At 72.5% G+C, this 20,388-nt stretch carries 18 protein-coding genes; 12 read left to right on the top strand and 6 right to left on the bottom strand.

The window, feature by feature from the left end:
- Window positions 1-70 precede the first annotated feature (70 nt).
- The 5 genes from NAEX_RS17485 (at window position 71) to NAEX_RS17465 (ending at window position 4,483) form a co-directional block, all read left to right on the top strand.
- The gene (locus NAEX_RS17485) at window positions 71-1,081 is read left to right on the top strand and encodes an SDR family oxidoreductase (RefSeq protein ID WP_096328623.1); all 1,011 of its coding nucleotides are present in this window, start codon (window positions 71-73) and stop codon (window positions 1,079-1,081) included.
- Between the two features lie 50 nt (window positions 1,082-1,131).
- Window positions 1,132-2,127, top strand: a complete 996-nt coding sequence (locus NAEX_RS17480; protein WP_245913746.1) for a hypothetical protein — start codon at window positions 1,132-1,134, stop codon at window positions 2,125-2,127.
- Between the two features lie 374 nt (window positions 2,128-2,501).
- Window positions 2,502-2,891 (top strand): hypothetical protein, encoded by a 390-nt coding sequence (locus tag NAEX_RS17475; RefSeq protein ID WP_096328622.1) that lies wholly within the window; start codon window positions 2,502-2,504, stop codon window positions 2,889-2,891.
- 148 nt (window positions 2,892-3,039) lie between these two features.
- A complete protein-coding gene (locus tag NAEX_RS17470; protein ID WP_096328621.1) occupies window positions 3,040-3,663 on the top strand; it encodes a hypothetical protein in 624 nt (207 codons plus the stop codon).
- 223 nt (window positions 3,664-3,886) lie between these two features.
- Entirely contained in the window at window positions 3,887-4,483 is a 597-nt protein-coding gene (locus tag NAEX_RS17465) for a hypothetical protein (protein ID WP_143825585.1), read from the top strand.
- Here the strand turns inward: NAEX_RS17465 and NAEX_RS17460 are convergent.
- Window positions 4,446-5,348, bottom strand: a complete 903-nt coding sequence (locus NAEX_RS17460) for a histone deacetylase family protein (protein WP_096328619.1) — start codon at window positions 5,346-5,348, stop codon at window positions 4,446-4,448. The genes NAEX_RS17465 and NAEX_RS17460 overlap by 38 nt on opposite strands.
- Before the next feature lie 88 nt (window positions 5,349-5,436).
- On the opposite strand from NAEX_RS17460, the gene NAEX_RS17455 reads away from it, so the two are divergent.
- The 5 genes from NAEX_RS17455 to NAEX_RS17435 all read left to right on the top strand — a co-directional run bounded on the left by NAEX_RS17455 (window position 5,437) and on the right by NAEX_RS17435 (window position 12,863).
- Window positions 5,437-6,993 (top strand): type IV pilus twitching motility protein PilT, encoded by a 1,557-nt coding sequence (locus NAEX_RS17455; protein ID WP_211302424.1) that lies wholly within the window; start codon window positions 5,437-5,439, stop codon window positions 6,991-6,993.
- Window positions 6,993-8,579, top strand: coding sequence for a hypothetical protein (locus NAEX_RS17450; protein ID WP_096328618.1), 1,587 nt, complete (start codon window positions 6,993-6,995; stop codon window positions 8,577-8,579). The genes NAEX_RS17455 and NAEX_RS17450 overlap by 1 nt, the downstream gene beginning before the upstream one ends.
- Window positions 8,576-10,135, top strand: coding sequence for a glycosyltransferase 87 family protein (locus NAEX_RS17445; protein ID WP_096328617.1), 1,560 nt, complete (start codon window positions 8,576-8,578; stop codon window positions 10,133-10,135). Before NAEX_RS17450 ends, NAEX_RS17445 begins: the two co-directional genes overlap by 4 nt.
- Before the next feature lie 287 nt (window positions 10,136-10,422).
- The gene (locus NAEX_RS17440; RefSeq protein ID WP_096328616.1) at window positions 10,423-10,917 is read left to right on the top strand and encodes a GNAT family N-acetyltransferase; all 495 of its coding nucleotides are present in this window, start codon (window positions 10,423-10,425) and stop codon (window positions 10,915-10,917) included.
- A complete protein-coding gene (locus tag NAEX_RS17435; protein ID WP_096328615.1) occupies window positions 10,908-12,863 on the top strand; it encodes an endonuclease/exonuclease/phosphatase family protein in 1,956 nt (651 codons plus the stop codon). The genes NAEX_RS17440 and NAEX_RS17435 overlap by 10 nt, the downstream gene beginning before the upstream one ends.
- 28 nt (window positions 12,864-12,891) lie before the next feature.
- On the opposite strand, the gene NAEX_RS17430 is transcribed toward NAEX_RS17435, so the two are convergent.
- The 3 genes from NAEX_RS17430 to NAEX_RS17420 form a co-directional block, all read right to left on the bottom strand.
- Window positions 12,892-13,512, bottom strand: a complete 621-nt coding sequence (locus NAEX_RS17430) for a peptidoglycan-binding domain-containing protein (RefSeq protein WP_096328614.1) — start codon at window positions 13,510-13,512, stop codon at window positions 12,892-12,894.
- Between the two features lie 246 nt (window positions 13,513-13,758).
- The gene (locus tag NAEX_RS17425; RefSeq protein WP_096328613.1) at window positions 13,759-15,489 is read right to left on the bottom strand and encodes a hypothetical protein; all 1,731 of its coding nucleotides are present in this window, start codon (window positions 15,487-15,489) and stop codon (window positions 13,759-13,761) included.
- 154 nt (window positions 15,490-15,643) lie between these two features.
- Entirely contained in the window at window positions 15,644-16,534 is an 891-nt protein-coding gene (locus NAEX_RS17420) for a hypothetical protein (RefSeq protein WP_143141112.1), read from the bottom strand.
- Window positions 16,535-16,784: 250 nt separating this feature from the next.
- On the opposite strand from NAEX_RS17420, the gene NAEX_RS17415 reads away from it, so the two are divergent.
- Both NAEX_RS17415 and NAEX_RS17410 read left to right on the top strand, forming a co-directional pair.
- Window positions 16,785-17,939 carry a CapA family protein gene (locus NAEX_RS17415; protein WP_170135798.1) on the top strand — a complete coding sequence of 385 codons (1,155 nt, stop codon included), beginning with the start codon at window positions 16,785-16,787 and terminating at the stop codon, window positions 17,937-17,939.
- Between the two features lie 616 nt (window positions 17,940-18,555).
- Window positions 18,556-18,744 carry a DUF1328 family protein gene (locus NAEX_RS17410; protein ID WP_096328610.1) on the top strand — a complete coding sequence of 63 codons (189 nt, stop codon included), beginning with the start codon at window positions 18,556-18,558 and terminating at the stop codon, window positions 18,742-18,744.
- Window positions 18,745-18,877: 133 nt separating this feature from the next.
- Here the strand turns inward: NAEX_RS17410 and NAEX_RS17405 are convergent, their stop codons facing one another.
- Together NAEX_RS17405 and NAEX_RS50355 are read right to left on the bottom strand one after the other, a co-directional pair.
- A complete protein-coding gene (locus tag NAEX_RS17405) occupies window positions 18,878-19,990 on the bottom strand; it encodes a tRNA dihydrouridine synthase (RefSeq protein ID WP_170135797.1) in 1,113 nt (370 codons plus the stop codon).
- Window positions 19,987-20,322: a hypothetical protein gene (locus tag NAEX_RS50355; protein WP_170135796.1), complete on the bottom strand. Its 336-nt coding sequence runs from the start codon at window positions 20,320-20,322 to the stop codon at window positions 19,987-19,989. Before NAEX_RS50355 ends, NAEX_RS17405 begins: the two co-directional genes overlap by 4 nt.
- Window positions 20,323-20,388: the final 66 nt, after the last annotated feature.

Genomic DNA, 20,388 nt, shown 5'->3' with positions numbered 1-20,388 from the left:
TTACGGCGCCGGCGAGGCGTCACGAGCGAACCGCGGCGGTCCGGCTGCCGCGCGAGAGGAGTTTTTTGTCATGTCCACCGGTACGAGAGCACCTGTCCTCATCGTCGGCGGATCGGGGGTCGTCGGCTCGATCGCCGCGCAGACCCTTCGTCGCCTCCAGCCCGACCTGCCGATCACGATCGGCGGGCGCGACCTCGACAAGGCGCGCGCCGTGGCCGACGCGCTCGGCGAGGCCGACGCGGTCATCGTCGACCTGGCGCGCGCCGACCTCGGGCAGCCCGAGGGGCGGGCCTACAGCGCCGTGGTGATGTTCGTGAAGGACGACACGATGCACTCGCTGGCGTTCGCGCAGGCGCGGGGCGTGCCGTACCTCGAGATCTCGACGGCCCCGTTCGAGCTCGGGCCGGCGGTCGGGCTGTACGTGGCCCGGCCGCAGCGCGCGCCGATCCTCCTCGACTGCACCTGGCTGGCCGGCGCGGCCATGCTGGCGGCGCTGCAGGCGGCCCGCGAGTTCCGCAGCGTCGAGTCGATCGAGCTCGCGGCCGTGCTCGACGAGCAGGACATCGGCGGTCCTGCCGCCTACGTCGACCTCGAGCGGCAGACGAAGGCCGTCTCGAGCGCGCTGCAGCGGGTCGACGGCCAGTGGAAGTGGATCACCGGCGAGGCCGCGTCACGCGTGTTCAGGGCCGTCGACGGGCGCGAGGTGACCGGGCAGGGCTACTCGCTGCTCGACGTCCTCGGCCTCGCGACCGCCACCGGGGCGAGATCGATCCGCAGCGTCGTCGCCATCGGCGAGTCGTCGACCCGCCGGCGCGGCGAGCCGTTCTCCACCGAGATCATCCTCGAGATCACCGGCACCCGCGGCGACGGCACCACCGCCACGGTGCGCCACGAGCTGGTGCATCCCCAGGGTCAGGCGCCGATCACCGCGGTCGGCGTGGCCGTCGGCGTCGAGCGCCTCCTCGGCCTCGCGGGCGGGCCGCCGGTGCCGCCGGGGCTGTACCTGCCGCACGTGATCATCGAGCCCGAGCACCTGCTCGGCCGGCTCGTGGAGTTCGGCACCCAGATCCGCCGCGCCTGAGACCGTCACCCGCGAGTGAATGAGAGGAGTTCATCCGTATGTCCGCATCCATGAAGAATCCGGTTTTGTTGCTCGGCGGCTCCGGCGTGGTCGGTAGCCGCGTCGCCAGGACGCTGCGCCGCCTGCAGCCGGAGCTGCCGATCGTCATCGCCGCGCGCAACGCCGAGAAGGCGGCCGCCGTGGCCGCGAAGATCGGCGGGCCGACGACCGCGGCGACCGTCGACCTGTCGCGCGAAGACCTCGGCCTCGACGCGGGCGCGGCCTTCAGCGCGATCGTAGCGCTGCTCAAGGACCCGTGGCTGAGCTCGCTGAAGTACGCGCAGGCGCAGCAGACCCCGTATGTGTCGTTCGCCAGCTTCGCGTTCGAGATCGGGCCGGAGATCGCGCATTACGTGCAGCGGCCGCAGAGCGCGCCGATCGTCGTGCTCGGGCACGTGTTCGGCGGGGTCGGCACGCTCGCGGCGCTGCACCTCGCGAGCGAGAATTTCAAGAAGGTGGAGTCGGTCGCGCTGGCGGGGGTGGTCGACGCCGACGACCAGGGCGGGCCGGCCTCGCAGGCCGACTTCGAACGGCTGACGCAGGAGTGCCCGAGCGCGCTGATCCGTCGCGACGGACTGTGGCGGTGGGTCGAAGGGCAGGATGCCGTGCGCGAGGTGGTCGACGTCACCGGCGCGCCGCGCCGGGGGCAGGCGCTGCCGCTGCTCGACGTCGTCAGCCTCGCGGCGGCGCTCGACGCGAATTCGCTGCGCGTCGACCTCGCGGGGCGCGAGAGGACGGGCGGACAGGATCCCTCGACCGAGCTGATCGTGGAGATCGCCGGCGAGGGTCCGGATGGGGCGCCGGCGCGGCGGCGCTATGAATTGGTCGACGCCGACGTCTACGCGAACCTCAGCGCGCACGGGGCCGCGCTCGCCACGGAGCGGCTGCTCGGGCTCGCGGGCGGGCAGGCGCCGGCCCCGGGGCTGTATCACCCGGAGAGCCTGCTCGAGCCGGGGTACGTGATGCGTCGCCTGCAAGAGCTCGGGGTGAGCGTCCGCCGGGCTTGAAGCGAAGGGGGGGTGGTGCCGCGAACGGGTCGATCGGTTCCCGGCCCGCACGCGCGCAGCAGGACTGGCGAGAAGATGCTGCCCCCGAGATGATCCTCCTCGCGCCCTTGTCAGGAGGGTGGCGCTCGCAATGGCGGCGCGAATCCTCCGGTAACAGCAATGGGTAGGTGGGCTCGAGCGAATGGGCGGAAAGCCGCATGGTCGAGCTCGCCGAGCGCTCGCAGCGTAGTTCGTGATTCGGGCGCGGCCCCCGGGAACGCGCGGTGCCCATTTTTTGCTGGCGGCGATGCGACAACGGGTCGCCGCTCCTGTCATCCCCGCAGAAGGGCTCGCAAGGGCTCCCCGAACCGAACTCGACCGTGAGGAGGAAATCCATGATGAAGAAGATGTTGGCCGGACTGTGCGGGGTGGTGTTTTCGCCGGCGATCGGCGGCTGCGACGAGGCGAGCCTCGCCGCCGAGGAGGAGGCGTTGGTGAACGCCGAGGCGCGGGCCGTCGCGGAGGACGCGGAGGACGAGGGGGCCGAGCGGCAGGTCTCCGTCGACGAGGAGCTCGAGGACCTCGCGGCGCCGGTCGAACCGGCCGCCGATCCCTGCAGCGACCAGTACATGGAATACAGCCACGCCTTCCACGCCTGTGGAACTTGCCCGAACGGGCGGGTCAACAACATCATGAAGCGGACGTGCTGGGGGACCGGGGCCTGGTGCCCGAAAGAATGTACGGGGTGGGAGGCGCACTACTCGCCGTGCGTGCCGTGCGACTGAGCTGCACGACGCCTGCGGCCGCCCGTCGCGAAGGTCCGCGGCCTCAGCCGGCTGCTCGCGGGGACACCCTGGGACCGGACGTCGCCGGCGCCCGCCCTACCTCCGCGCCGGCGCCCGCCCTACCTTCGCGCCGGCGCTGCCTCCGACGATGTTCGCCGCCCCCGCCTTCTCGCGCACGGCTCGACGGCAGCCGGTCGTCACGGGGCTGCGACTGCTCCTGGCCGCACGCGCGCGCGGCGGCCTGCAGCCGAAGCAAGGAGGGGGCGTGCATCCCTCCGCCGCCGTCGCGTCCTTGCTTCTCTCGCTTTTCGCTTCGCCGGTCGCCGCAGAGAGCGCCCCGGCGCCTGCTCCGCCTGCGAGTGTCGGCGATTTCTTCGATAGCCTCCAGGCGCCCATCACGCTGGAGAACCTCCGTGCGGACGCGGAGGACGGCTATCTCGAGATCAGCTACGACCTGCGGGGGGTCGGTGCTGTCTCGGTCGCGGTGTATTCGGAAGACGAGGACTCCGGCCGAGGCCACGTGACGGTCGGCGAGGCTGTCATGGTCGAAGTCGGGTTCGTCGACGGCGCCCTCGCCTGGGAGTGGGCCGATTTCGCGGGCCTCGGGGCCACTCAGGCGCATGACGTGGCAGCCAGCGTCGTCCAGGTCTGGCAAGAGGATATGCTCACGGACGCGCTCGGTGCTGCATCGCGCGACGGAAAATGCGATGTAGCCGGCAAGATCGCGGGCGCCAGCACGGCCACCTTGGTGGGGGCAGGTGCTTGCTGTTGATCAAAAGAAATGGTGCGTCGGCGCCGGCTCGTTCGTCTATAAAAAAGTGTCCGGATGGATCACCGGAAAATGCGACGGAGCGCAGAACGGGTGAGGGGCCGAGAAGATGCGAGGAGCAGGGCCGCTCAAACCATTGCCGTCCCAGAAATGGGGATTCTGGGCAACCAATGAATTCTGGGTCTTCGCATCCCTGACTCCGATCTCGTTGCTCTTCTGGGCCGCCGTGCCCTGCTTCTTCGTGCTCATCGAAGCCCTGGGCTTCGCCTGGTGGCAGAGCGCGCTCGCTTTCTGGGTGTTCTTCGGAGTGTGGGGCGGACTCATCGAGCGCTGGTCCCGGCGATACCTGGCGGGCCGCCGGCCGATGTGTGGGCCCGCGCTCGCCGACGAGCGCTCGGCCGCGTTGGCGGCTCCGGCTCGCTCGGAGGAGGCGCAACTCGTAGGGCCGGCCGCGCCGGCTTCCGCGCCGCGAGTGCCGACGATGGAGGACTGGAACGAATTTTACGAGCGGGTGTTCGGGCGCTTGGCAGGTGTCGCGTCCGTCGCGTCGGACCTGGTGTTCTTTCTGCTGTTCTTCCACCCGGGATGGGCGTCGAAGCTCGTGGCGGTCCTGCTGATGATCGCGTCGTTCGTGATCGTGCGAGGATGCACGAGGCGGTGGCGGGGCGCCTCGCTGCCTCCCGGGGCGCCCGTCGCGAGTCCAGCGCAGCTCTCCGCCGGCGCATCGGCGACAGGTGACGTGACCCGACCGGCCGAAGGTGGCACGCGTCGCGCTGCCCGGGACCCTAGGGCGCGAGCTCCGCGGCGATGCTCACCGTTTTGAAGTGAATCTCGACCACGTCGTCGAGCTCCTTGGCGTAGCCGCCGGCCATCGAGATGGCTGCCGGGACATGTACTTCACGCAATGTCCCCAAGACCAGGCGGTCGCGCCGCTCCAGCCCGTCTTTCGTGAGGGCGAGGCGGCCGAGGCGGTCGCCCTCGTAGGGGTCGGCGCCGGCGAGGTAGATGGCGAGGTCGGGGCGGGCGCGGGCGAGGGCCTCGGCGAGGCCTCGCTCGAGGGCAGCGAGGTAGTCGGCGTCGCCGGTGCGGTCGGGCAGGTGGATGTCGAGGTCGCTCTCCTGCTTTTTGAAGGGGTAGTTCTTGGCGCCGTGGATCGAGAAGGTGAAGATGGTGTCGTCGCCGGCGAGGATGCTGGCGGTGCCGTCGCCCTGATGGACGTCGCAGTCGACGACGAGGACGCGGTCGGCGCGGCGCTCGGCCTGCATCACGCGGGCCGCGACGGCGCTGTCGTTGAAGACGCAGTAGCCGTCGCCGCGGTCGCGGAAGGCGTGGTGGGTGCCGCCGGCGAGGTTGACGGCGAAGCTGCGGTGGGCGAGCGCGGCCCGGCAGGCGCCGATGGTGGCGCCGGTCGACCGCAGCGAGCGCTCGACCATGGCCTCGGACCAGGGGAAGCCGATCTCGCGCTGCTCGCGGGCGCTGAGCTCGCCGCGGCAGACGCGATCGACGTAGCCCGGGTCGTGCGCCAGCGCGAGCTGGTCCCGGGTGGCGCGCTCGGGCACGTGCATGTCGGCCGGGTCGACCAGCCCGCTGGCGGCCACGCGCGCGCGCAGGGCGGCGTACTTGGCCATCGGGAAGCGGTGACCGGGCGGGAGCGGCAGCACGAACTGGTCGGAATAAAACACGTGCATGCGCCCTGACGATGCCACGGGCCGGCTGCGCCTGCATCGGACGGGGAGCACTGGCGAGGGGGCCTCGCCTCGCGCTATACCCGGCGCCATGGCCGCGATCGACTCGCTGCTCAAGATCCTCGACGCCCAGAAGGCCGACGGCCTGGTCCTCGCCTCCGAACGCGTCCCCTCGCTCAAACGCGCCGGCGCCGACGTGCCGCTGTCGATGCCGAAGGTCAGCCACGAGATGGTGGCGATGTTCTTCGAGGACCTCGTCACCCCGGAGCAGCGCTCCGAACTCGACGCCCGCAAGTCGGTCAAGGTCGAGCACACCTTCGAGGGCCAGCGCTTCTCCGGGGAGATCAAGGTCGACGGCGGCCGCTACCACCTGAGCCTGGCCAAGGCGCGGGTGGCCGCAGGGACAGGTGCTGCGAGACCTGTCCCCCAGGACAGCCACCCGGTGCCCGACCTGCCGCCGGTGCGCGCGGCCGCGCCGCCGCCTCCGGCCCGGCCAACCCCGGTGCGAGCCGCGGCGGCGCCGGCGGCCGCGGCGGCGCCGGTGGTGCAAGAACCTGTCGTGGAGGACATGTCCGAAGAGCCCGACGAGGAGGCGCTGCGGGCGGCCGACGAGCTGCGCGGGGTGCTGCAGCGGGCCCACTGGGAGGGGGCGGCCGACGTGATCTTCTCGGCCGGGCTGGCGCCGCGAGTGCGCACGGCGGGCGACCTGCGCGAGCTGGGCACGCCGGCCTCGGAGGCGGCGATCGCGGCGCTGTTCGCGAGCGTGCTGGGGCCGGAGCAGCGGGCCCGGCTGCGCGGGGCGGGCAGCGTCGACACGGCGCTCGACCTCGGCGGGCTGCGCTTCCGCGCCAACCTGTTCCGCCAGCAGCGCGGGCTGTCGGCGGCGCTCCGGCCGGTGCGCGACAAGGCGCCGACGCTGGCCGAGCTCGGCCTGCCGGACGACTTCACGGCGCTGGTCGGCTACCCGGCGGGGCTGGTGCTGTTCACCGGGCCGACCGGCTCGGGCAAGTCGACGACGCTGGCGGCGCTGGTGGAGCACGTCAACCGCACGGCGGCGAAGCACGTGGTGACGCTCGAGGACCCGATCGAGCACGTGTTCACCAGCAAGAAGTCGCTGATCCACCAGCGCGAGGTCGGGCGCGACGTGGCGAGCTTCGCCGAGGGGCTGCGGGCGTCGCTGCGCGAGGCGCCCGACATCATCCTGCTCGGCGAGATGCGCGACCCGGAGACGATCTCGGCGGCGCTGACCGCCGCAGAGACGGGCCACCTGGTGCTGTCGACGCTGCACGCGGCCGGCGCGGCGATGGCGGTCGACCGCATCATCGACGGCTTCTCCGGCCACCAGCAGACGCAGGTGCGCCTGCAGCTGGCAGGCACGCTGAAGGCGATCGTGACCCAGGTGCTGGTGCCGGTGTCGCGGAACGAGCGCGCGGTGGCCTTTGAAAAGATGCTGGTGACGGCGGCGGTGGCGGCGCAGATCCGCGAGGGCCGCGGGCACCAGATCGCCACGGCCATCCAGACCGGCCGGGCCGACGGGATGGTGTCGCTCGAGCAGTCGCTGGCGGCGCTGGTGCGCGCGCGCAAGGTGTCGCTCGAGGCGGCGATGAGCGCGGCGCAAGACCCCGAGGCGCTGCGTCGGTCGCTGTGATGCCGGCAGGGCGCGGGCAAAAGAGCGCCGTCGCGCTGGCGGTCGCGACCGCGGCGGCGCTGCTGCTGCACGCGCGCGCGTGGCGGTTCGTCTGCGACGACGCGTACATCTCCTTCCGCTACGCGTGGAACCTCGCCCAGCACGGGGCGCTCGAGTACAACCTCGGCGAGCGCGTCGAGGGGTATACGAATTTTTTGTGGGTGGTCGTGCTGGCCCTCGGGACATGTCTCGGCGCGCTGCCCGAGGCGCTGGCGCCGTGGCTGACGCAGCTCGGGGCGCTGGCGGGGGCTGCCGCGACGGTCGTGCTGGTGCGCGCGCTGCGAGGGGCGAGCGGGTGGACGCCGGCGGACCTGATCCCGGCGATGTTGCTGGCGGCGGCGCCGGAGTACGTGGTGTGGGCCCACGGCGGGCTCGAGACGTCGTGGGCTGCGGCGTCGACGATCGCGGCGATGGCGGCGACGGCGAGCGGGCGCTGGCGGGCGGCGGGGCTCGCCACGGCGCTGGCCGGGCTGACCCGACCCGACGCGGTGCTCCCGATCGGCGTGTTTGTTGCGACATGGTCGATCGGTCATGTCCTCGGGGGCAGGCGAGATCGGTTGCCGTCGCTGCGCGAGGCGGCGATGGCGGCGGCGCTGGCGGGCGGGCCGCTGCTCGGGCACCTGCTGTGGCGGTGGACGTACTACGGGGAGTGGCTGCCGAACACGTGGGCGATCAAGCAGCACGGGCGACTGTTGCGCGACACGTTCGGGGTCGCGTACGTGACGGCGTGGGCGAGCGCGCTGCGGCTGGTGTGGCTGGCGCCGCTGGCGTTGCTGCTGCGGGCCCGGCACGCGGCGCTGGCGCTGCCGATCGCGGCGGTGCTCGCTTATGCGTGGTCGGTCGGCGGCGACTTCATGGCCTACGGGCGTTTTTTGATGGTGGCGACCGCGCTGACGGCGGGGGCGGTCGGATGGCTGCTGGTCGAGGCGGGCGAGCGGCTGCTCGGGCCGCGTGGGCCGGCGACGGCGACCGGGGTCGGGATCGCGCTGGCGGCTGTCCTCGGGGTCATGTCCCGTGAACGGCTTTTAAAAGATCGAGCGACGCCGACCGGGTGGCTCGACGGGCGCTGGGAGGGCGTGACGGCGATGGACCGGTTCGCGCGCGAGCGCGTGGCCGCAGGGACATGGTTCAAAGAGCATGTCCCGGAAGACATCGTGATCAGCGTCGGGGCGGCGGGGGCGTTGCCGTACGCGTCGCGGCTGCGGGCGGTCGACGTGTACGGGCTGGTCGACCGCTGGCCGCGCGAGGTCGAGGTGCGGCCGCAGGTGAAGGCGCGGCCGGGGCACCAGCTCATGGCGCCGCAGGCGGTGATCCTGGCGCGTGACCCCGATCTCTTTTGTCATGTGGGGCACGTCGGGCCGAAGCGGCCGTCGCCGGCCGCGGCGCAGGGTCGCGGGTTCGGGCGCGACATGGTGTGGGCGTGCGCCGAGCCGGGGGCGGTGGCCGATCCGCGCGAGCCAGGCGGGGTGCTCGAGGTCGGCTATTACTGTTGCCTGCGCCGGCGCGGCCGGCCGGTCGGGCCCTTCGTCGACGAGGTGGCGCCGTGAGCGAATGGGCGGCGCGCCTGCGGGCGCTGGTGGTCGGGCTGGCGATCGCGTGGGCGGTCGTGATCGCGGCGGTGTTCGCGAGCCGGATCGGCTTCCCGCTCGAGCTCGAATGGATGGAGGGCGGCAGCCTGCACACGGCGCTGCGGCTGCAGCAGGGGCAGGCCATCTACCCCGAGCCTTCGGCGGAGTTCGTGCCGTTCCTTTACACGCCGCTGTATCCGGCGGTGCTGGCGGTGCTCGGGTGGGTGCTGCCGCTCGGGTACGTGCTCGGGCGGGCGGTCAGCATCGCGGCGATCGGGGCGGTGGCCGCCGGGCTGTGGCGGCTGGTGCGATTCGAGGGCAAGCCGCGGGCGCACGCGGCGGCGGCGGTCGGGCTGTTCTTGTCGGGGTACGTCTTCACGTTCCGCTGGTACGACGTGGCCCGCGCCGACAGTCTGTTCCTGGCGCTGTTGCTGTGGGGGTTGATCCTGCTGCGCGAGAGCGCGGGCACGCGGCGGCGGGCGGTGACGGCGGGGGTGTTGGTGGCCGCGGCGTTCTGGGCCAAGCAGACCGCCGCGGTGTTCGTGCTGGCGAGCGGGGTCGGCGGGCTCATCGTGGCGCCGCGGCTTGTATGGCTCTACGCGGCGACGATCGCGGCGATCGACGGCGGCGGGGTGCTGCTCGGGCAGTGGCTGACCGAGGGCCAGCTGTGGACATATATTTACAAGTTGCATCAATCGCACGCGTTCAACGCGGTGCGGTTCTGGCGCAAGACGTGGGGGATGTTCCTGCATGCGGCGCCGTTCCTGGTGGTGCTGGCGGGGCTGGTCGCCGGGCGGTGGGTGTCTGAAAGGGAATGGCGGAAAGAGCATGTCCGAGAGGGCAGGTGGCGTGGGCCGGCGTACTGGGGGGTGATGGCGGCGGCCGGGCTGCTGGTGTCGGCGCTCGGCTATTCGACGCAGTGGGCCGAGCCGAACGCGTTCATGCCGGGGGTGTGCTTCGCGGCGGCGTGGCTGGCGGTGGTGCTGCCGGTCGGGCGCGGCGAGGCGCCGGCGCTGGGGCTGGTGGCGGCGCAGCTGGTGTTCGCGCTGGTGATCGAGCCGACGTACCAGCCGATCCAGGACCGCGGGCTGGCGGGTCTTCGGGACAGCTACGTGCGGCAAGACCCGTGGCGGACGATCCCACCGGCCGGGCTGCGCGAGCGGGCGGCCGGGCTGCGCGCCGAGCTCGAGGGCGAGCCGCGGGCGATCCTGGCGCTGCACCGGCCGTGGTGGAGCGTGCTCGCGGGCGGCCCGGGGCACGTGGGGTCGATGGGGATCCACGATGTCCCGAAGGACAGGCAGAGGCAGATCGAGGCGGACCTGGCGGCGGCGGTGAGCCGCGGGGACTTTGCGGCGATCTGGATCGACGGCGACGTCCCGGGGTGGCTGCGCGGGCCGCTGCGGCGGCGCTACGCGGCCGGGCGCCAGCTCGCGGGCGAGGAGCGGGTGCTGCCGATGACGGGGTACATGTCGGCGGCCGGGATGGTGACGCCGTGGACCGGGGTGCAGCACGAGTACGTGCGCAAGCGCGAGTGAACGCTCCGAGGTCGCGGCGGAGCACCCGGACCGCCGCGACCTCCGTACGCCGGCGGGAGCGGGTGGACGCTCCGAGTATCGTGCTCGCGGTGAGGTCCCCGGCGGTCGCGGCCCCTCTGGCCGCGGACGACGAGTCCTGTGAAACTTCCAATTTCCCGCAGGCGTAGCTCGAGCCTGTGTTCGTCGCGGGCGAGCGCGGGCGAGTTCGGGCGAGCGGGGCGCGATCGCGCGTGCTGCACCGCCCGGGCGCCGTCCATCCGGCGGGGCCGCGGTGATAAGCTCGACGCGTGTTGCACTTGCGCCCGCTCGAGCTCGACGACGCGGGCTGGCTGGCTCGCGCAGGCGCTGGTGAGCCGCCGGTCGGCGACGGCGTCCCGCGGCCGGACGCCGGCGCCGAGGCGTGGGTGCGCGAGCAGCTGCGGCGGCGCGGGGCGGGTGAGGCGTTCGTGTTCGTCGCCGTGGCGGCGGGCGTGCCGGTGGGCACCACGCGGCTGGCCCGCTTCTCGGCGGACCGGCGCTCGGCGCAGGTCAGCTACTGGACGGCTCCGGCCGCGCGCGGGCGCGGCCACGCGACGGCGGCGGCCAGCTTGACGCTGGCGTTCGCCCGCGACTCGCTGGCGCTGGCGCGCGTGCACAGCTACGTCGCGCGCGCCAACGTCGCCTCGCGGGTTGTGCTGGAGCGGAACGCGTTCGTGCGGACGGCGGCGGGGCGCGAGCGCGGCCGCCTCGAGGTGGTGGACCGCTACGAGCGCGGCTGGACGGGCGGAGGCGCATGGAGATAAGCGACGACGACTTCGTGGTCGACGAGGACAGCCCCGACGACGACGGCGACTGCATCGGGGAGGGCGACGGCGACGACGAGGTCGTCGACGACGAGGTCGGCGGCTCGGAGAAAGAGGAGGAGTTCGTCGACCCGTTCGAGACGCTTTCGGACGAGGGCGCGCCGTGGCTCGTGCCGCTGCCGCAGATCGAGGTCCCCCGGCTGGACAGCGGGCGGAGCGTCCACGACCCGCAGTGGACGAAGTCGGTGCTCACGATCGACCTGTCGCGCACGATCGACCTGGGCGTCGCCACGTGGAACATCAACCACATGAACAAGACCAAGCCCAAGTACTTCTCGAAGAAGTGCAGCATCGGGCGGCTGTTCAACAAGAACGCGTGGCTGGACGTGCTGGTGCTGCAGGAGATCAATCAGGTCTCGCTGAAGTCGCTGCCGCAGGACATCGCGGGCCACAACCTCGAGCTGATGCTCGGCCCGCACATGATCTCGGTCGGGCCCAAGGGCGGGAAGGGTCAGCACGAGTACTACCCGATCGTCTACCGCGGCGATCGGCTGGCGTGCGATCGCTGCTGGGCGCTGCACCGCGGGCGCTGGGTCGCCTGCGGGCCCGACACCACGATCTACTGGACCAAGCCGCAGCACAAGCGGAAGAACAAGAAGCTGCGGATGTACGCCTCGTACCGGCCGATCGTCGTCTATCGGCTGTTCACCAGCAACGGCGGCTACGTGTACGTGGCCAACGTGCATACCACGCCCAAGGGCAGCGGCCTCAGCCGCAAGCACGAGTTCGACCAGATCCGCTTCATCCTCGAGGTGGCGAGGGCGCGCCAGGCGGTGGGCGAGCACTGGATCGTGGTGGGCGACTACTACCTCGACCCGGAGTCCTCGATCATGGATCGCGGGCACGACCTCGGGCGAGCGGGACGGTTCGAGCAGGCGGTGAGCAGCCGCGGGCTCGAGCTGGTCATCCCGCTGTCGGCGACCAACCAGACCGGGCTGTCGTCGATCAGCGAGCAGTACGGGATCCAGATCGATTCGGACGACGAGGACGAGCAGGACGGCGACGCCAAGGCGGAGAAGAAGCTGCTGTTCGCCAAGCTGCAGGAGGCGGTCGAGAGCAGGGTGTTCGACAGCCCGAGCCCGGTGCCGGCGCTGGAGAAGTTCCTGCTGCAGCAGAAGCGCAAGCCGAAGAGCAAGGGGGCGTCGGACAACTACCTGGCCGACCGCGTGGTGCTGTTCTCGAGCGAGGGCGGCAAGCGCATCAAGGTGGTGCTCAACAAGCGGGCCGACTTCTTCATCTGCACGCGGGGGCTGGTGCGCCGCTTCTGCGGTCTGGTGTCGCCGGTGAGCGGGATCCTCCACGTCGACCCCAATCACAACGCGCTCAACTGGTGGTGCACGGTCAGCGATCACGCGCCGATCGGCGCGATCTTCTGCAGCCAGGAGTACTCGCCGAAGCTGACGGACTACGAGAACGAGTTCAAGCAGACGTACTGCGAGGAGCTCGACGACTCGAAGCTGCAGCTGGAGAAGATCCGCGCGCGCGTCAAGTTCGAGGCGCTGCAAGTGCTCGAGGGGCTGCTCTTCAAGCTCGCGACCTACCCGCAGCCGGACTACGTCTACCACCTGTCGCGGCGGGTCTGCGTGTACTTGACCTGCATGCTGCGGCTCGTCGCGGTCGATCTGAGCGCCGTCAGCTGGCCGATCCCCGGCGACATCGGCGATCAGGTGGTGAGCAACCAGGCGCTCCTCGAGTTCATCGAGGTCCACGCGTTCACGAAGGACGCGCCCCGCTGGTCGCCGGAGCAGGACAGCCTCGTCACCGTGGTCTACGAGGCCGCGCGCGCGGCCCGTCGCTGTCGGCAGATCACCGGCTATGTGGTCGCCGACTTCGACTTCATCGACGAGACCGACGTCTACGACGACCGGTTCACCGAGGACCTCTGAGTCTCCGCCGGCTGGCGAGCGGGGCGGGTCAGGAGCCGTGGCGGGCGACGAGTCGGGCGCGCGTGGCGTCGTCGACCGCGCCGGTGACGGGGAGCCGGGCGGCGGCCTGGAACTGGCGGAGGGCGGCCGCGAGCTCGGCGGGCGGGGCGTCGATGGCGGCGAGGAAGCCGAGGCTGCACAGGCGGGCGCGCACGCCCCGTTCCTCGCTGGCGGGCTCGAGGCGACCGACGGCGAGCTCGTACACCTCGCCGGTGGCGAGGGTCAGGCGGCCGGTGCGGACGGTCGTGGCGATCCAGTGCTCGATCTGCCCGGACGGCGATGTCACGCCCTTCAGCTCCAGCCCGCCGATCGCCAGCGTGTAGGCGACGCCGGCGCAGGGCTGTCCGTCTCGCAGCAGCCGCACGTGGATCTGCGCCGGCACGCCGCGGCGCTTGAACACGCTGCGGGCGTCGGTGGGAGCGTCGGCTTGTTTTTCGCGTGGAGACGGGATGAAGACCGCGTCGCCGGGGACGAGGGGGGTCGCGCGGGCCCGCGTGCGCCGCAGCTCGGCGTTCTCGGGGGCGTTCCACAGGGTGTCGGGGAAGAAGCCGAAGCGGTCCGCGACGCTGAGCAGGCACTCGCCGGGTTCGACGGTGTGGACGTGACCCATCGACGTCAGTGTGCCGCCATCGCAAGGGCGCGGGCAAGCGGGGCGGCGTGCTCGCGGAACGCAGGTCGCGGAGCTCGGACGGGCGAGGGGTCGGCGGTAGCGAGGGCGTCAGAGCGCTCCGGCGGCCCGTGGGCGAGCGCGCGCGCACGAAGCGGTGCGGGGCGCGGGCCGTCGTGCGCCGCGTTCTCTGCAAGCTGGCCCATGCAACATGTTTTCAGAGACATAGGTTGCGCGGACGCGAGCGGGTCACTTGCTGCCTGAATAGAGGCTGGTCAGCGGGACATCGTCGAGGGTGACGACGTCGAGCGGGGCGCTACTATCAAAATGGTTCCAGAGGTCGACCTCGTTGGAGAGCATGTGGCGCTCGTGGAACAGCAGGCCGGCGCGGGCGCGCGACAGCGGGGCGGCGGCGAGGCCGGGGGGCCAGCGGCCCTCGCGTTCGTACTGCAGGCGGGCGAGCTCGTGGAGGTCGTGAAGGTAGAGCGGACCAGGCCGCTGGGACATGTCCTCGAAAAGCGGCAGCACCGAGCTGCCCCAGAAGCCGCGCAGGAGGCCGAGGTCGGCGGCCCCGCGGGCGCCGCCGGCGAGCGGGGCGTACTGCGAGAGGTTGTGGGGGTGACCGTGGATCGTGCTCCACAGCGCGGGCACCAGCAGCAGCGGCAGCAGGGCGGCGGGCAGGTGGCGGGCGCGGCCGCTCGGGGCCAGGGCGCGCCACAGGGTGACGTAGGCGAAGGCGGCGGCGAGGGCGAGGAAGGGGTAGGCGGTCAGCCAGTGCTTGGTGCCGCCGAAGATCGGGATCGTCGGCAGGCTGATGAGGACCAGCGGGAACAGGCCGAACAGCGCCCACAGCAGGCCGTCGCGGGCGGGGTGGCCGCGCAGGGGGGCGGTGAAGCGGGCCGGCGGGAGATCGGCGGATGGCCGCGAGGACAGGTCCCCGCGGACAGCCAGGACCAGGCCGATCGCGGCGAGCAGGAGCAGGGCGGTCGGGACGGTGGCCCAGGTGAGGACGAACGGGTAGCTCCACGGCAGCGGCGGCTGGTTGTAATTGATGTGGAGGTACTCGGTGTTGTAGTAGGCGTGGAGGCGGTGGAACTCGAAGTACTCGCCGAGGCGCACCAGCGGGTCGCTCCATAGCCACGGCCACAGGGCGAGGACGGTCGGCGGGGCCAGGACGGCCATGCTGAGGAACGGCAGCGGCAGCAGCTGGCCCAGGCTGGGCCGGCGCCGGGCCAGCGCGAGGCAGGCGAGGTAGTGGACGCCGAGCAGGACGGGGATGAAGAGGGCGTTGTGCTTGACGCTGATCGCCACGCCGAGGAGCGGGCCGAGCAGCAGCGACCAGCGCCAGGAGGCGAGCGCCCGCCGGTAGCACAGGACGACGGCGAGGGTCAGGACCGCGACCGGGACGTCGAAGCAGTGCAAACCGGCGTGGACCCACACGTGCGGCAGGCCGACGAACCACAGGGCGGCCAGGGCGGCGGGGATCAGCGGCGAGAGGGGGGGGGGTTCGGAGGACAGGTCGGGCGGGCGGCTGTCCCCGAGGACATGTGTTCGGGGGCGGGCGAGGCCGGCCCCGGCGAGGCCCAGGAGGGCGACGCCGAGGCCGGCGAGCAGCTGGGCGGGCAGGCGCATGGCGGCGCCCTCGGGCATGAGCGGGAGCAGGCCGGCCTGGGCGCGGGCCTCGGGCGGCTGTCCTTCGGGACCTGGCGCGGAGAACAGGCGCGCGGACAGGCCGCCGGCGAGCTTCATCAGGGCCGGGTGCTCGTGGTTGACGGCGAAGGCGCGGTCGCGGGCGGGGCGGTCGAACAGCGTCGAGGGCGACTGCAGGCCGCGCACGGCCCAGTCGGCGTAGGCGCGGCTGGCGTGGAAGTAGATGCCCTCGTCGCGGACGTAGCCGACGTCGCGGTGGCCGCGGGCGAGCAGGAGGACGACCCCCAGGCCGAGGGCGACGGCGAGGAGCGCGGGGAGGCGACGGGTCACGCGGGCTCCTGGCAGGGACAGGGGTCGTGGCGAGGGAGAGGAGAGGTCGCGCAAACACCCTGTGCGAGGGCCCCGGACAGGGGGGGAGGGGTCGCGCGGGCTCGTCGCGCACGCGCAGCGACGCGGGGAGGCGGGCGCGAGCGTGGGTCGCGGGTCACGCGGGCTCCGTCAGGGCGCGCAGGTCGAGGCAGGGGACGCGGCGCGTGTCGGGGTCGTAGCCGGCGGGGGTGAAGCTGCCGGCGAGCAGGGTGGTGACGCGGACGGTGAGCTCGGCGGGGCCGGGGGTGGTGGCGAGCTCGAAGGCGGCCCAGCCCTGGTTGTCGCCGACGAGCCAGCGCGCCCGCGGGACGCCGTCGAGCTCGAGCTCGACGACGGCCGGGGCGTCGTTGCGCAGGCGGCCGTTGAAGTCGGAGAAGCCGAGGTGGCCGCGCAGGCGCGCGCCGAGCTCGACGCGGCCGCGCAGCTCGAAGGCGGCGCCGTCGCTCATGTCGATGGCGAGGCAGCGGCGCGGGCGGTAGGCGACCTCGGCGTAGCGGACGGTGGCGCGGCCGTGCTTGCAGGCCCAGGTGCGCTGGGCCTTGCGGCACGCGCCGGCGCGATCGGCGGCGAGCAGGGCGGGCGCATCGAGGATGTCCCACAGGACATGTCCCGAAGGCGCGGCGAAGTGGTGGAGCGCGAGCCCGCCGAGTTCTTCGACGCCGAGCGGCTCGGGGGTGAGGTCGCCGAGGTCGGCGCGGAGGTCGGGGGTGAGCGGCTCGCCGAGCGCGAGGACGTGGAAGCGCGGGGCGCCGTGGAGATCGGGGCGGCCGAGGGAGCGCTGCAGCGGGGCGAGGTGCCGGCGGGCGACGGGGCCGAGCCAGTCGTCGGCGAGCACGACGGGCTCGTCGGCCGGGAGCGCGGCGATGGCCGCCGCGGCGGCCTCCCAGTCGGCCGGGCCGAGCCGCGAGCGATAGGCGCGCGCGGCCGCGACCCACTCGACGGCGGCGACGAGGCCGACGAGGCCGAGCAAGACCGCCGCGCGGCGTCGGGTCGCGTCGAGAGGCACGGGGCGCAGTGTAGCGAACGGGAGGCGCGAGCGGGAGCGGCCGCGCATGGACCCAGCGGCGAGCGAGGAGGGCCCGCAGGCCGAAGCACGGCGAGGACGCCGCGAGCGCCGATCTCTTGCTTCGGCGGGGGGTTTGGGCGTAACTCCGCCCGCCGTGCCCGGACTGGTTCGCGTCGTCGCTGCTCTCGCCGCTCTCGCCTCCGTCCCGGGACCGTCGGGGTGCTCCGGGGCGGGGCGCGACAGCGCGACGGTGGCCCAGCCGACAGCGCCGACGGTGGCGCCGGTGCCTGTCCCGGAGGACAGGAATCGGGCGGAGCCGCGGCGCACGGAGGAGCCTGTCCCGGAGGACAGCAAGACGGAAGGGCGCGAGGAGGCGAGGCAGGAGCCCGCGGCGCCGACGGTGGCGGCAGCGCGCGAGCCGCTCGAGATCACCTTCGTCGGCGACATCATCTTCGGCCGCTACCGGACGGCGGGGTTCGACCCGATCGTCGGCGAGGGTGAGCGTCCGTTCGACGAGATCCTGCCGACCATGCGCAGCGACCTGCTGATCGGCAACCTCGAGACGCCGCTGGTGTACGAGCTGCCGGCGAAGAGCCCGATCGGGGCCAAGTTCGCGTTCGGGGCGTCGAAGGCGATGGCGCAGCACCTGGTCGACGGCGGCTTCGCGGCGGTCAGCCTGGCCAACAACCACTCGTTCGATCAGCGGGCGGAGGGGCTGCTGCAGTCGCCCAAGATCCTCGAGGAGCTCGGGATCGTGCCGCTCGGGGCGTCGCGCAGCGAGCCGCCCGTGTTCCGCGTCGAGACGCTCGAGCGCCGCGGGTGGAAGATCGGGCTGCTCGCGGTGACGTCGCGCCGCAACGCGCCACAGTTCCCGAACACGCCCGAGCTGCCGTTCCTGTCGACGAACGACCTCGAAAATACGCTCGGGCCGCTGATCGACGCCGCGCGGGCGACCCACGATTTGATCATCGTGTTCGTCCACTGGGGCGAGGAGTACGCCGACGCGCCGGGCGCCCATCAGCAGCGGCAGGCGCGGGCGCTGCTCGACCGCGGGGCCGACCTGGTGGTCGGGCACCACCCGCACGTGCTGCAGGCGATCGAGCAATACGGCAAGAAGGCGATCGCGTACTCGCTGGGGAATTTTTTGTTCGAGAACACCCACGAGATTCCGCGCCTCACCGGGGTGCTGCGGGCGCGCTTCACCGGAAAGTCGTGCCTCGAGGCGCTGACGTTCCACCCTGCCTACATCAAGAGGACGCCGAGCAAGCACCCGGTGCCGGCGACGAAGGGGATGGGGAAGACGGTCCGCGCGCGCATGCTGTCGCTCAGCGAGGCGCAGGGGACGAAGCTCGAGGCGAGCGGCGAGGACCTGGTGCTGCGGGGCGACTGCGGCTCGGGCTCGTAATTCCGAGGCTGCCGAGGCGCCGTGCGGTCGCGCGACAAGACAGGAACCGGCGCGCTCGCGGGGCGCTGATCGGCGGCCTGGTCGAGGATTCGCGGTAGCTCGAGGGCGTCTCGACCGCGCAAGGCTTCTTGTTCGGACGCCGTCATCTCGCGTTCTTGCAGCGCGACGGGGGGCGCGTCTTCACGGGGTGAGACCCGCCGTAAGGGCGGGAAAGCGTCTATTCGGCGGCCGGCCCCGGCCGTCGAACAGGCGGGACGAGCTGCTCCGAGGGACAGATTGTCATCGGAGCCGAGAGCGGCGAGGTCCGGGACGAGCTGCTCCGAGGGACAGATGTCATCGGAGCCGAGAGCGGCGAGGTCCGGGAACGATGCGGGCGTTCGTGAGCTGCGGGCTTCGAACGCGGTCCATCGCCGGGAGCGATCTGCGAGCCGACGGTGAGCGGGCGCGAGTGGATCGGAAGGCCAGGTCCGATCGGGCATGGCGCTTCGAACATCAAGAAGGCGTCAGGAGGCTTCGCGCGGCGCGCCGGCTGCGACGGGAGTGACTCGAGTTCGGGAGCGCGCTTGACAGGTCCGGCGGACCGTTTCATGAAAAGTGCGAAGACGCGAGGCGAGGAATGCTCATCTGGACGGTCAGCTTCTTGACGCTCGCGCTCCTCGCAGGGGCGCTGGGGTTCTCGGGTTATACGAGCACCGCCCCGAAGGTCACGGCGAAGACGGCCGCCGGGATGGCGCGCATGCTGTTCCTGGTGTTCCTGTTCGCCGCCCTCGTCACGCTGGTCCTCGGGTTCGTGCGAGGCTGGTGACAGCGCTTTCTCCTGCGCGACGTCGCGTCCGCGCGGCGCCGCCGTCGTGGCTTCCCTTCGTTCGTACAAGCAGACGCAGCACCCCCGCGCAGGCAGGACTCGACAAACGGCCTGCGCGGGGTTTTTTATGGCGTCAGGCGTCGGCCATGCCGGCGAGGTGCTCGGCGATCGGCGGCCAGGCGGCGGCGGTCTTGGTCGCGTGGAAGTGCGGCTCGAAGCGGGCGTCGAGCTGAGCGGCCAGGCGCAGCCATTGTTTGACGCGGGCCACCGCCCGGCCCGGCTCCAGCCCGTCGTCGCGCATCGCGGCGTGGTAGTCGCGCAAGATGTCGGCCAGCTCGGCGAGCGGCAGCGGCCGGTCCTGGCGCGCGCCGCGGATGACGGCGAACAGGTCGGGGCGGGCCATCGCCGCCCGACCGATCATGAAGGCGTGGCAGCAGCTCTGGGCTGCACAATGAGACAGGTCCTCGGGGACACGCAGGTCGCCGTTGGCGACCACGGGGATCGGGATCGACGCGCGGGCGCGGGCGAGGTCGGGCCAGCGCACGGGCGGCTGGTAGAGCTGGGTGCGGGTGCGGGCGTGGACGGTGAGCCAGGCGGCGCCGCCGCTGGCCGCGGCGACGGCGATCTCCTCGAGGCCGTCGCTCGAGTCCCAGCCGACGCGGACCTTGGCGGTGACGGGGATGTGCTCGGGGACGCGGTCGCGGACGCGGGCGACGATCGCCCGGATCCGCTGCGGCGCGCGCAGCAGGCTGGCGCCGCCGTCGTGGTTGTTGACGGTCTTGGCCGGGCAGCCGAAGTTGAGGTCGATGCCGGGGGCGCCGAGCTCGGCGGCGCGGCGGGCCGTCTCGGCCAGCGGCTCGGGGTCGCCGCCGAGCAATTGCACGTACACGGGGACGCCGGCGCGGGTGTGGCCGCCGTGCGCGAGCTCGGGGACGTCCCGCAGCAGCACCGCGGCGGGCACCGGGTCCCGCGTGACCCGCACGAACTCGGAGACGCACAGGCTGATGCCGCTCCGGCCGCCGAACTGGTCGGTCAGCAGGCGGCGGTAGACGGCGTCGGTGATGCCGTCCATCGGCGCGAGCGCGAGGTAGAGGCCGGGCTCGCCGGGGCGGGCGGCGACGCGGTGGCGCTCGCCCCAGGTGGCGGCCCAGCGGGCGGCGCTGTCACGCCGCATGTCCTCGAGGACAGCTTCGGCGACGCGCTGGCCGGGGTCGGCGACGAAGCGCTCGCAGGCACCGAGAGTCATCGCGGGGGGTCGTCTTCGTCGTCGACCTCGGCCTCGTCGCTGGCGAGGTCGAGGTCGAGCTGGTGGTCGAGCTCGCTCGACCACGGGGCCAGCAGCAGCTCGTAGCAGCGGGTCTGCACGATCTCCCCGAAGGGGTCGCGGCGGCGCAGCTGGCGGCACAGAAAGCCGCTCGGCGTCAGGCGACGGGCGCCGAGCAGGGCCCAGATCGCCTGCTCGACCGCCTCGGGCGTGTAGCCGCGGCCGACCAGCGCGTCGACCAGCTGACCCATCGCCACGCCGCGGGTACCGGCACCGTCCGCGTGCTCGAGGATCGCCTGACTGATTCCGTCCATGGGAGGCGGGAGGATGGCGCGGCTTGCGTCGGGCCGCAACCAAGATCGCGCGTCCGCCCCACGACG

It is taken from the genome of Nannocystis exedens (assembly GCF_002343915.1).
In the GTDB taxonomy this organism is placed as follows: Bacteria; Myxococcota_A; Polyangia; order Nannocystales; family Nannocystaceae; genus Nannocystis; species Nannocystis exedens.
The sequence above is the reverse complement of the archived record's forward strand: the minus strand, read 5'-3'. Positions and strand labels throughout refer to the sequence as shown.